Below are 12,667 nucleotides of genomic sequence, written 5' to 3' on the forward strand. Positions count from 1 at the left end.
ATTTTTGGGAGTATTCAGCAAGCTCTTAAAAATGCATAACGTTTTGAATGGCCCGTAGTGGCCCGCAGGCGCCCATCGACAGCCATTGCGGGTGGGCTATCGATGAGTGGAGGGGGTTGTTACTGAGTTTCTGCTTTGCGACGACCCGCAACACTGCTGTAACCGCGTCGTTTTGTCGTTCGCGATGGGGTCGTTGGGGCCCACGATGCTGAATACTCCGTTTTTTGCACGGCCCAAGGTGGGGTACCCTGAGACGAAGCAAAAAGATTCCTCATTTCTATGCAGATACCGATAGGATTTATGCAAGATTGGGATCGTAAGCCGTGCTCGTGCGCAAAATCGGCGCGAGGACGTCTGGAGGTGGCTCGGCTCCCAGAGCCTTGCGCGTGCAGAACGGTTAAAATCGGGACTCGGTCTTAGTTTTGCTTGGAAGGATGCACATGGCTTCTGTAATCGATGCTTCTCTAGAGGAGACGCTCTCCTATATCGCGGGACAGCTTAAGACGCTGACTTCTATTGCTTCGCCGACGGGCTATACCCGTGCGGCGACTGATTATCTGATGGAGACGCTGCGCGATATGGGGTTTGGGCCTGAGCGTTCTAATAAGGGTAACGTGCTCGTTGAACTTGGTGGCGAGGGTGAGCCGCTCGTACTGGCGAGCCATGTCGATACCCTGGGCGCCATGGTGCGCTCCATTAAGGACAATGGCCGCCTGCGTCCCACGACGCTTGGTGGGCACCAGTGGTCTACGGCCGATGGCGAGAACTGCACTGTCTACACGCGTGACGGCAATGTGTACACGGGCGTGGTTCTCAATACCGAGCCTTCGGCGCACGTTGCCGACGAGCCGGTCAAGACCGTCGAGAAGAACATGGAGATCCTGCTCGACGAGAACGTCGACAGCAAGGACGATGTGCTCGAGCTGGGTATTCAGACCGGCGACATCATCGCTATGGATCCGCGTACCACGGTGACGGAGAGCGGCTACATTAAGAGCCGCTTCCTGGATGACAAGCTTTCGGCCGCCATTTTGCTGGGCTTGGCGCGTGCCGTCGCCGCTGGTGAGGTGACGCTTTCGCGTAAGGTTTCGCTGCTCTTTACCGTGTACGAGGAGGTGGGCCACGGCGGCGCCTTCGTGCCGGCCGACACGCGCGAGATGATCAGCGTTGACATGGGCTGCGTGGGCGACGACCTAGGCTGCACCGAGCACATGGTGTCGATCTGCGCCAAGGATTCGGGCGGTCCGTACAACTACGACCTGGTGACCACGCTGTCCAATATCGCGCGCGAGCTTGAGCTCGATTACGCTATCGACGTGTACCCGCATTACGGCTCGGACGTTGAGGCCACGCTTTCCGCCGGCTACGACATCCGTCACGGCCTGATCGGCCCCGGCGTGTACGCGAGCCACAACTACGAGCGCAGCCACATGGACGGCGTGCGCAACACCTACGAGCTCGTCCGCGCCTACGTACAGCGCTAACGATGCAGCGGCCTCGGCTGATACGGCAGTACCGACCGAGGCCGTCCTCTCTAAGTCGCGGTGAAATAGGGACTGTTTGGCGGTTTTAAACGCTTAAACAGTCCCTATTTCACCGCAATTTATGAAGGGGATGGGGCTACTTAAGTGCGCCGGTCACCGTGCCGCCGCCGAGGACGATGTCGCCGTGGTAGACTACAACGGCCTGGCCGGGGGCGATGGCTCGCTGCGGCTCGTCAAAAGTCAGCAGCATTTGCCCGTCTTCGCCGCGCGTAAGGGTCGCTGCTTGGTCTTTCTGACGGTAACGGTACTTGGCGCCCACGCGAATGCCGCCGGCATCGAGTTCTGCCTCCATGCGGTCGGCAGGGGCGCTCCAGATCCAGTCGTCGGCCGTGAGTGCTGTGGCCGTTAGGTCCTCGGCCTCGCCCAGATGCACGGTGTTGTTGGCGGCATCGACGCCCGTCACATACACGGGATGCGCCATCGCGACGCCCAAGCCCTTGCGCTGGCCGATGGTATAGCGCAACGCGCCGTTATGGCGTCCGACCACGCTGCCGTCGCGCCACACAATGTCGCCCGGTGCAGCGGGATGTCCGCAGCGGCGCTCGATATAGCCCGCGTAGTCGCCGTCTGGAATAAAGCAGATGTCCTCGCTTTCGGCCTTTTGGGCGTTGGTAAAGCCCTGCTCGGCGGCTATGCGGCGCACGTTGCGCTCTTTGTCTAGGCCCGCCAGCGGAAAGATCGTGTGCGCCAGGCGCTCCTGCGTAAGCGAATACAAAAAGTAGCTCTGGTCCTTTTTGGAATCTTCGCCGCGATGTAGCTGCCAGGTGCCGTCTGCCGCCTGGCTTGTTTTGGCGTAATGTCCCGTTGCGATGTAGTCGCAGCCCATGTCCAGCGCCGCATCGAGCAGCGCGCCAAACTTAATGTGGCGGTTGCAGATAATGCACGGGTTGGGCGTCAGTCCCTCCTGGTAGGCGTTCACAAAGCGCTCGATAACGTTGCGGTCGAACGTCTGCTGCAGGTCGAGCACATGATGGGGGATCCCCAGACGCTCGGCGACGGCCTTTGCGTCGGCGATGTCGCGGTCGACCTTACTCATGCCCGTGATGGGATCGGGTGCGGGGCAGGTGAGGCGCATGGTGGCGCCGACGCATTCGTAGCCCTGGCTTTTGAGCAGGTACGCGGTCACGCTGGAATCGACGCCGCCGCTCATGGCGACGAGCACGCGCTTGTTGTGCATGGGGAGGTTCTCCTTGGTGGCATGTGGCCAAAAAAGAAAAGCGGCGCGGGAGGCTGGTTCCGCGCCGCAGACATTGTAGCAAGTTCGGACGTCTCGTGGGACACCCTAACGAGATGAGCTCAGGCCGCCAGAAGAGAGGGTAGACCGGCGTGCCTTGGGCCTATCGACAAGTGACGGGCCCTTAGTCCTGGAACAGTGCCGTGGACAGGTAGCGCTCGCCGGTGTCGGCAAGCAGGGCCACGATGGTCTTACCCTCGTTCTCGGGACGCTTGGCCAGTTGCAGTGCGGCCCACACGGCGGCACCGGACGAAATGCCCACGAGCACGCCCTCCTTGTGGCCCACGGCGCGGCCGGTGGCAAAGGCGTCGTCGTTCTCGACGGGGATGATCTCGTCGTAGACCTGGGTGTCGAGGACGTCGGGCACAAAGCCGGCGCCGATGCCCTGGATCTTGTGCGGACCAGCCTGGCCCTTAGAGAGCACCGGGGAGGTGGCGGGCTCGACGGCGACGACCTTAATCTCGGGGTTCTGCTCCTTGAGGAACTCGCCCACGCCGGTCACGGTACCACCGGTGCCAACGCCGGCGACGAAGATGTCGACCTGACCGTCGGTGTCGTCCCAGATCTCGGGGCCGGTCGTGGTCTTGTGAATGGCCGGGTTGGCGGGATTCACAAACTGGCCGGCGATGATGCTGTTGGGAGTCTCCTTCTGCAGCTCCTCGGCCTTGGCGATAGCGCCCTTCATGCCCTTGGAGCCGTCGGTGAGCACGAGCTGCGCACCGTATGCCTGCATCAGCTTGCGGCGCTCGACGGACATGGTCTCGGGCATGGTGATGATCACCTTGTAGCCGCGAGCCGCCGCCACCGAGGCGATGCCGACGCCGGTGTTGCCGCTCGTGGGCTCGATGATGGTGTAGTCGCCGCCGCGCACGAGCTTGCCTGCCTTCTCGGCCTCGTCAATCATGTTCTTGGCGACGCGGTCTTTAACGGATCCGGCGGGGTTGAAGTATTCCAGTTTGACGAGCACGCGAGCCTTGAGGTCCTCGTCGCCCTCAAAGTGGGTGAGCTCCAGAAGCGGGGTGTGGCCGATAAGCTGATCGATGGACGTGTAAACCTTGCTCATGGTGAACCTCCAAAGTGTTCAAATGACTGGATACCGTGTGGTTTTACGGTGTGTGTAGCAGCGAAACCCACAAACCTTATGGGTTGTTCGTTTTGCTGTTGGCAAGCATAGTAGACAGTAAAGCCTAGTAACGCAATAGGAAATAGAAGATTATTACGAGTCGATTAACCATCTTGACCGGAACGGGTATTTTCAAAACCAATATTTCGGCTAGAATTTCTACGGACTAAATGACCGAAAGGCAGCACTATACATGTTGGTTTCTACTAAGGGCAGATATGCCCTGCGCGTTATGGTCGATCTGGCCGAGCACCAGGCAGCCGGTCGCATCCCACTCAAAGAGATCGCGGCGCGACAGGGGATTTCCGAGAAATATCTCGAGAACATTTTGGCTACGCTCGTGCGCGCCAACATGCTCTCGGGCATGCGCGGCAAGGGCGGCGGCTATGTGCTCACGCGCCCGCCCGAGCAATACACGGTGGGCGAGATCTTGCGCCTGACCGAGGGCAGTCTGGCGCCGGTCGCCTGCCTGGATGGCGACTGCAAGGGCTGCTCGCGTTCGGATGAGTGCCCCACGCTCGACGTGTGGAAGAACCTGGACAAGCTCATCAACGACTACCTCGACGGTGTGACGCTCGATCAACTTGTCGCTCCCAACCATGGCTACGACTACGTCATCTAACCCACACCTGCATTTGGGGACGGGGTGGAAATGGTAGATTTTCTCGCCCTTTGAGACTTGGCAAATAAGAAGGCCGCCCATTTTTGCGATGGGCGGCCTTCGTTTTGGGCTGTTGAGACGGACACGGCCGGAATGGCCGTTTTAGTCCTCGGCGATGCTGTCGAGGATGCTGCGCGTGATGGACACCAGGATGCTGCCCATAAAGGCCGATCCAAAGCTGGCGATGGAGATGCCGACGCCCAGCAGGTTGACCGACAGGTAACTCGCGAGCTCAAGCATAAAGCTGTTGACTACGAGCTGAAAAACACCAAGCGTAATAATAGTGAGCGGCAGTGAGATGACGGTCAGGAACGGCTTGACGAGCGAATCGACAATGTTCAGGAACAGTCCCACAAAGGCAAAGCAGACCCAGGTCTCGGCAAAGCCGAAGGGTTGGATACCGGGGACGAGGAACGTGGCGATCGCGATGGCGATCGAGGTGAAGAGCCAGTTAAGCATAAAGCGCATGGCGTGAATCCTTTCTTGCGCCGGGGTTGCTGGCGTCGCGTGAAGCGGCTTGCGGCGGCGACCTGGATGGTTGCGCGGGCGCGCCGCGGTGTTTGGGCGCCCATTGTCTCAAATATTCGTGGAGCTTACGTGCGCATACGGTTTCTAAACGGCGTTCGTCCTGAAAAACGCGCCGCTGGCAGAGAGTCTTGTCGCTTTAGTTTGGTGGTGTGCTACACTGCTACGGGCAAAAGCCACAGGCGTTGCCCTATTGCATAGAACGGGTGAACGATGCCCGATGTCAGTATCAACTTCGATGCCTTTTGGCGGGTTTGGCGGTGATCGATGAATATCGAGAACATGTTTGACAAGCCTGATGTCAAGCAGCTGGTCCACGCATTTAGCCTTTTGGACGACGAGAAGGATATCCAAGCGTTTTTGACCGATATCTGCACGCCGCGCGAGATTTGCGACCTTTCTCAGCGTTTGCAGGTTGCGCGCTATTTGGACGAGGGCGAGCCTTATGTTGAGGTTCAGGCCCGTACCGGCGCTTCGTCCACCACGGTGAGCCGCGTTTCAAAGGCGCTGAACGGCGAGTACGGTGGCTACCGCAAGATCCTCATTAAGTTGGAGGATGGCGAGTAGGCCAGCGACAACATTGAATTACGAAGAACCGTCCCTCCGGGGGCGGTTTTTATATGCCTGCAATCGGCTGGTGCGTTGGGTTCAGGTTGCTTTGTACCAAAAGATGGAACTGCGGTGGCAATGTGTCCGCTTGGGCGGGTAGGATGGATGCATTGATTATTGCGAACGGTTTGAGCGGAGGACCATGCCTGTTCGAATCTATACCACCAATGCCGGCACGGATTTGAGCGATGCCGAGTCGGCGCTGCTTGCCGACCTTATTGCCCGTCACGGGCGTGCCGTGTTGCTGGCACCAACGTTTGCCGAGCTCGATCTGTGCCGTCATGATGCGGCGGAAGCCGGCATTTCGCTGGGTATCGACTACAAGACACCCGCATCGTGGCTTCGCTCGCTTTGGGAGCTTTTGGGCGACGGGCGCGGTTTCGTCGACAACCTGCAACGTCAGATGCTGTTTTCGGATATGATTGCCCGCCGCGACGATGCCGACCTGCAGCCGCTTTCGCGTAGCCAGGGCACGGTGCGCATGCTCGCGCGCATGGCCCGCGATGTGCTGCCGGGTGTGGCGGGGACGACGGCCGAGCGATGCGGTGGCAACAATTGCCAGCCTGAGCCAAAAAGCGATGCCGAGGCTCGTGTGTTTGAGCTTTTGCGTGCCTACGCGGGCGGTTTGGACCGTCGAGATATGGTCGAGCCCTGCGAGGCAGCCGACATTATGGCCGGTGCCCTGGCCGATAGCCTGCCGGCGTGCGCCCGCGCCGTATGCGTGCGCGGTACCACGTCGTTTACGCACGGTCTACTCGAGCTGCTGTCTGCCGTGGCGAACAATGGGGGAGAGGTCGTCGTGCTGCTTGCCTGCGAGCAGGCGGCGATGCGCGAGGAGCTTGCCACGGCATTTGATGCCCGCGGTGTGCTGTTTGAGATCGCGCCGCTGGGGGAGGACGCCGTCGCGTCTGATGTCGCTTGCGGGGCCGCCGCTCAGCCTGCCTTTATTGAGGTCGCCGGCCCCCATGCCCGTGCTCATGTCTATGCGGACGCCATCGATAAGTTGGTGAAAGCGCACAAGGAGTCCAAGGCCGATAAAGCTACTGCAACGCCCGCCGACCCCGTGCGCGTGCTCGTCGTTTCTGCCCGGGCACCCCAGCTGTTCGGCGAGCTCGCCGCCCGTTTGGCGGCACGTCACATTGCGGCCGAGACGACTGAGTTCACGGCGTTTTCCCAGTCCATCGCGGGCAGGCAGTTTACGGCGCTCGCCAACCTGATCGAGCGTATGAAAGCCGCCGACGAGGGCACCGCTTCCAAGACTGAGTGGTGGCCCGCGCCGGAGCTTACCGACTGGATCTACAGTCCGCTTTCGGGCGCTGATGCCGTCAATGCCCGTACCTTCGATAAGAATATGCGTCTCTCGCGCAGCAAGACTACCGCGGGCGTCAAGAGCCTGCTGCAGAGCGTTCAGGGCCAGGTGAGGGGCGCGCGCAAGGCGACGAGCGACGATAACTGGTTTAAGAACGTACCGTGTGTGGTCTCGGACGTGTTCCAGGCGCTGTGGCGTGACAAGCCCGTGACGGCGCTTAAGGCCATGCTTGCCGTTGCCGAGGCGTTGCCCGATCGCGCTCTAGGCGGCCTTGACGGCCAGGCCCGTCGCCAGGCAGAGACGGCTTTGCTGCGCCATGCCATCGACATCCTTATGAACGATGCTCGCGCGCTCGACGTGTCGCAGGCCGCGACCGTGCCGGTTCTCGACGGCGTTCGAACCAAGGTGGACAAGCGCAGTACCGCCTACGATTACGAGACCTATGAGGTCGATCGCACACCACGAGCACAAGTGCGCTTCGCGTCGCTTGCCGATGCGTCGGTTCTTCGCCCTGGCAGCTACGATGCCGTGCTGTTTGCCGATGTCGACCTGGACAGCTATCCGCTTTCGCACGAAGAGGGCCCGCTTGCCACGTTGACAGCCGAGCTGCGCCGCGACGGCGTGTCTTTGGAGCCCGCTGCCCTGCTGCGCGTGCGCTTTGGCCGTGCGATGCAGGCGGCGAGCGGTCCGGTCGCGCTCGCCCGTGTGACGCACGATCGCCAGGCACGCGAGTGCTACCCGGCAGCCGTATGGACCGAGCTGTGGGCACATGCCGAGGCCGCTGGCGCTGCCAAGCCCATGCGCGTGGGCGAGGGCGATATCATCGCCGACTTTGATCCCGCTGCAGGCGAAGGTCTTAGGCGCGAGCGCGTGACCTGCGATGCTCCTCAGCATCTGAGCGATGAAGCCATTCCGTATCTGGTCCTGCGCCGTCGCGATGGCGAGGGTGAGGACGCGCCGCTCGTGCCGCGCCTGACGTCTGCCTCGCAGATCGAGGCCTATTCGACCTGCCCGCTATGCTGGTTCGTCTCGTACCGCGTGAAGCCCCAGTCGATCGACGCAGGCTTTGGCAATATGGAGAAGGGCAACTTTGTCCACGACGTGCTGGAACACCTGCACGCCCGTCTGCCCCAGGAGGGCATGGAGCGCGTGACGCCCGAGAACCTGCCACGTGCTCAGGAGCTGCTGCGCGAGGTCTTTGACGAGACCTTGGCCGAGCATGCCTCCAAGCGTGGCAACGAGGGCCCGCTGGTGCCGCTCTCTGCGGTGGAGGAGCGCCAGGTGGCCGAGATCTTGCCGCAGCTGGAGGGTGTGCTTGCCTACGAGTCCGAGGCACTTGCCCCCTTTGCCCCGCGCTACCTGGAGTTCGCCTTCAACGAGCTCAAGGTCGAGTATGCCGGTTGGCCGCTTGGCGGGCGCATCGATCGCGTGGACGTGGACGCCGAGAATCGTGCCGTGGTGATCGACTACAAGCATCGCACGGGCGTTGAGGAGTTTAAGCTCGCCGACCCTACGGTGCGCGACGAGGAATCGGGCACGGCGCCCATCGACGATCCACGCTGGTTGCCACCACATACCCAAACGCTCATCTACGCCCAGGCCATGCGCCGGGCGCTGGATTTGGACACCCGCGCGGCGCTCTACTTTTCGACCAAGGGTGGCAAGCCGGCGTTGCGCGGTGCTGCGAGCGCCGAGCTGCTCGAGGAAGAGCGCGGCGACGGTCGCATCCCGGGCCTTAAGAAAGGTTTCCCCGGCGAGGGTGGCAGCATGGACTTCGACGCCCTGCTCGATCGCGTTGAGGCTGGCATCGCCGAGCGCCTGCGCGAGCTCGAGGCAGGCAACGTTGCCGCCATCGACCCGACGTCGGCTCAGGCCGCGCATGCGCGCTGCTCGTATAACCACGAAGGAACGTTTGTAAGGAGGGACGTGTAGACCATGGATCTTTCGACTTTGATGCCGCAACAGCTGCAGATTGTCAAAACGCTCGACCGTCCGCTGTTTGTCTCGGCGGGCGCCGGTTCGGGCAAGACCTTTACCCTCACGCGCCGCATCGTCTACGCGCTCTCGCCCGAATCAGGTCCGTTCGTTGAGCATCTGGACCAGGTGCTCGCCATTACCTTTACCAAAGATGCCGCGGCCGAGATTCGCGACCGCGTGCGCCGTGCGCTTATCGACGAGGGCATGGACGAGGAAGCACTGACCGTCGACGACGCGTGGATCTCGACCATTCACGGCATGTGCTCGCGTATCCTGCGCGCGCATGCGCTGGAGCTGGGTATCGACCCCGAGTTCACGGTGCTCACCGATACCGACGAACTTATGGACCAAGCTGTTGAGCATGTGTTGGCCCGCGCGACGGCGCCCGATGCCGCCCCCGAGCTCGCGGCATCGCTCAAGGCCCTCTATGCCTGGTATCCCATGGCGGGCGAGGGCGGCCCCTTTGGCACCGGCACGACCATCAAGGGCCTGGTGCGCGACCTGCTGGAGCTGTCGAGCCAGTTGCCGGGCGGTATGGACGACGTGTGCGTGGCGCGCGGCCAGGCCGATACCTCGGCACTTGCCGATGCCTATCGTGCGGCGCTGGGCGCAAGCAAGGCCGCGACCGAGAAGGCGCAGACGGCGCTCGATGCCATCGACGCGTTCGAGGCGAGCGGCAAGACCATGGCCGATGCGGCGCGACTCATGATGTCGTGCACCATGCCGCGCGCGAGCAAGGCGTTCCCCAAGGAGCAGGTCGAGCTGCTCAAGGCGGAGGCTGCCGATGCATTTATCAATATCGTGCTTGCCTGCGGTGGCCCGGCGCTCGATGCGCTGGTGGGCTTGGCCCGCTCTGTAGAGGCTGAGTACCGCGCGCTGAAGGCTGCCCAGTCTGCCCTCGACAACAACGACCTGCTGCGCATGGCCTACGAGGCCCTGCGCGATTACCCGGCCATCCGAGTGGCATACGAGAGCCGCTTTAAGATGGTCATGATCGACGAGTTCCAGGATACCGACCAGATGCAGGTCGATCTGATCTGCTACCTGACGGGTGCGGGGGAGCGCGCGCTGTGCACCGTGGGCGATGCACAGCAGTCGATCTATCGCTTCCGCGGCGCCGAGGTCGAGGTGTTCCGTCGCCAGGAGCGCAAGGTAGGCGCTTCGGGCGCGGCGGCAGCTGCCAGCACCCCGGGCGCCGTCCTCGCTTCGTCCGAGGTGTCGGCCTCGTCCGGGGCACCGGCCGGTGAACTCGTCAAGCTCGTGCGCAACTTCCGCAGCCATGACGAGGTGCTGCGTTACGTGGCGCGCGTCTTCGATGGCGATGACGGCGGCCTGATGCAGGGCTTTTTGGATCTTGAGGCGAGCGACGGCCGCAAGGACACGCTGGTGGCAGACGCCTCGCGTCGCCAGGCCCTCTTTGTTGCCGGCGGCAGTACGCAGGAGCGCACACAGGCCAAGGCCCGTGCGATCGCCGAGCGCTTCCGCGCGCTTGCCGATGCCGGCCAGCCCCAGGGCGGCATGGTGCTGCTGCTGGGCCGCATGACCAACGCCGACGTCTACGCCCAGGCCTTCCGCGACCAGGGGCTCGACTGCGTCATCGCGGGCGGCTCGGTCTTTGCCCAAGCAGCCGAGGTGCAGACGGTGCGCGCCCTGGTTTGTGCGCTCGCCAATCCGGCCGATACGGCGCAGGGCCTTATGCCGCTGCTCGCCTCGCCGATGTTTGCACTCGGCGCCCAGGAGTTCCTGGCGCTGGCGACCAAACTCGACGATCAGACGGGCGAGACGTCGCGCCGCAACATCGATGCGGGCATCATGAGCGATTCCGATGTGCCGGGTTTGCAAGACTTGCCGCTCGTGACGCGCGCCCGCGAGGTGCTGCGGTATGCGCTTCGTCGCGTTGGCCGCGATTCGTTCGCCGCCATCGCGCGCGACGTGGTCAACGCCTCCGGCTGGTTTGTACGTCTGGCACAGCGTGGTCCCGAGGGCAAGGCCATTGCCGCCAACGTGCTCAAGGCGCTCGATGCCGTGGCCGAGGCGGAGGCCGAGTTCGGCAACTCGCCGCGTTCCATCGCGCTGGCCTTCGACCGCTTCTTGGCGGGCAAGGAAGCCCCGGGTGCCCTCAACGAGGGGGGCGACGGCGCGGTGCGCATCATGACGGTGCATGCCTCCAAGGGTCTGGAATATCCGGTCGTGGCGGTCGCCGAGTGCTTTGGCGTGCGTAAGTCCTCGGGTGCGGCACAGATGGGTCGCGTCGAGGGCGGAGCACAGGTCGTGGCACTGCCGGCACGTTTCGACGGCGTTAAGCTCGCCGACGGTACCTTTGTGAAGGGCGACGACGTCAAAAAGCAGTTTGAGCATGCGTTTAAGGGCAAGGGCACGTCGCTGTGGCTGCCGCCGGAGCTCATGGAGGACGTCTGTGCGACGGGCTCTCCCGCCGAGGCATTTGCCCGCCTGCGCAACGACGACCTGCGGCTTTCGCTCGAGGAGCGGGCCCGCTTGCTCTACGTTGCCATGACGCGTGCGCGCGAGCTGGTGATCTTGGCGATGGATGCTGGCGTGAGCCGTGGCAAGGTGACGGCGCCGACCTTCGATGTCGAGACCGATCTGACCTACGACGTGCTGCGCCGTATTTTGCCGACCGACGCTCTGGACATGCCGCAGCTCGATGCCGACCGCCTGGTGTTCGACAACTCCCAGCCGGGCGACTACGAGCTCATTTCGCTTTCGGACTTTACCTTTGGCGAGCAGGCGTTTGAGGCCAACGCTTCGCTGGATGCCGAGGGCAGGCTTGTTCGTGGCGATGCCGATGCCGCCGATAATGCTGCGCGCTCAACCGTCCCCGGTCCTGCCGACCCCAAGCCCGATTCGTTTGAGCTTGTGTATTCCCAGGCAGTGGGCGTGCGCATGGGCATCTGTCCGTATCCGATGCGTGATTCGTATAGCTACTCGTCAATCGCCGCGGCGCTCCATGCCGAGACGGAAGATCGTGCCGCCGAGGCACACGTGCCCATGGACGAGGCCGGCGATGATGCGGAGTCGGATGGCTCGGAGATGACGGATGCAGACGTGGCTGCCGTTGAGCCCGCCGGCAACCCCATGGCGCTGGGCTCGGCGTTCCATGCCGCCTGCCAGTGGCTGATCGAGATGGGTGCCGATGCGCTGCCCGCTGAGCGTGCCGATGCGCTGGCGCGCCTGTGGTGCCTGACGCCGGAGCAGCGTGAGCGCTTCGACGTTGCCCTGGACCGCTGGCTCAAGTCGGCTGTTCGTGCCGACTTGCTCGCGTGGCCGTGCGTTCGCGCCGAGGTGCCGTTCTTTTCACTGGGCTGCGAGGACGAGGACATCGCTCGCTACGGTGCTTATGCCGAGGGCGCCATCGACGCTTTGGCGACGAACCCGGCGGATTCGTCATGTGCGCTGGTCATCGACTACAAGACGGGCGGCGCGCCGGACGAGACGCCGGAACAGCTGCAGGAGAAGCACGCCCTGCAGGCGCGCGTCTACGCCGACGTTCTGCGCAGGGCGGGCTTTGAGGCTGTGACCGTCAAGTTCGTTCGCGTGGAGCAGGCCGATCCGACTCTCTTCGTCAATCCCGCCGAGCCCCAAGTAGTCACCTACAATCTCTAGCCCTCAGATAGCTTGCGGTGGAATAGTTCCTGTATTGCGGCCCAGATGGCCCAAGCGGGAA

Annotated in this window: 7 protein-coding genes and 1 pseudogene; 5 read left to right on the forward strand and 3 right to left on the reverse strand. The window is 62.7% G+C overall.

Going from position 1 to position 12,667, the window contains the following annotated elements:
* Positions 1-440: 440 nt before the first annotated feature.
* Complete coding sequence (locus DWZ01_RS06790; protein ID WP_117769513.1) at positions 441-1,484, forward strand: M42 family metallopeptidase; 1,044 nt, start codon at positions 441-443, stop codon at positions 1,482-1,484.
* A 136-nt stretch (positions 1,485-1,620) separates the two neighbouring features.
* Here the strand turns inward: DWZ01_RS06790 and mnmA are convergent.
* Positions 1,621-2,724: pseudogene (mnmA, locus tag DWZ01_RS06795) on the reverse strand (tRNA 2-thiouridine(34) synthase MnmA); the annotation flags it as partial.
* Positions 2,725-2,902: 178 nt separating this feature from the next.
* A complete protein-coding gene (gene cysK, locus DWZ01_RS06800; RefSeq protein WP_117769517.1) occupies positions 2,903-3,841 on the reverse strand; it encodes a cysteine synthase A in 939 nt (312 codons plus the stop codon).
* Between the two features lie 253 nt (positions 3,842-4,094).
* Here cysK and DWZ01_RS06805 point away from each other — a divergent pair, with 253 nt between their 5' ends.
* Complete coding sequence (locus DWZ01_RS06805) at positions 4,095-4,523, forward strand: Rrf2 family transcriptional regulator (RefSeq protein ID WP_022094857.1); 429 nt, start codon at positions 4,095-4,097, stop codon at positions 4,521-4,523.
* A 141-nt stretch (positions 4,524-4,664) separates the two neighbouring features.
* Here DWZ01_RS06805 and DWZ01_RS06810 read toward each other — a convergent pair whose 3' ends face one another.
* Positions 4,665-5,030, reverse strand: coding sequence for a phage holin family protein (locus DWZ01_RS06810; protein WP_117769519.1), 366 nt, complete (start codon positions 5,028-5,030; stop codon positions 4,665-4,667).
* 324 nt (positions 5,031-5,354) lie between these two features.
* Here DWZ01_RS06810 and DWZ01_RS06815 point away from each other — a divergent pair, with 324 nt between their 5' ends.
* From DWZ01_RS06815 to DWZ01_RS06825, 3 genes are all read left to right on the forward strand, one after another.
* Complete coding sequence (locus DWZ01_RS06815; RefSeq protein WP_022094855.1) at positions 5,355-5,654, forward strand: YerC/YecD family TrpR-related protein; 300 nt, start codon at positions 5,355-5,357, stop codon at positions 5,652-5,654.
* 184 nt (positions 5,655-5,838) lie between these two features.
* Positions 5,839-8,937 (forward strand): PD-(D/E)XK nuclease family protein, encoded by a 3,099-nt coding sequence (locus DWZ01_RS06820; RefSeq protein WP_117769521.1) that lies wholly within the window; start codon positions 5,839-5,841, stop codon positions 8,935-8,937.
* Between the two features lie 3 nt (positions 8,938-8,940).
* Complete coding sequence (locus DWZ01_RS06825) at positions 8,941-12,606, forward strand: UvrD-helicase domain-containing protein (protein ID WP_117848434.1); 3,666 nt, start codon at positions 8,941-8,943, stop codon at positions 12,604-12,606.
* Positions 12,607-12,667 lie beyond the last annotated feature (61 nt).

The sequence above is a fragment of the Collinsella sp. AF28-5AC genome, assembly GCF_003457875.1.
Taxonomy (GTDB): domain Bacteria; phylum Actinomycetota; class Coriobacteriia; order Coriobacteriales; family Coriobacteriaceae; genus Collinsella.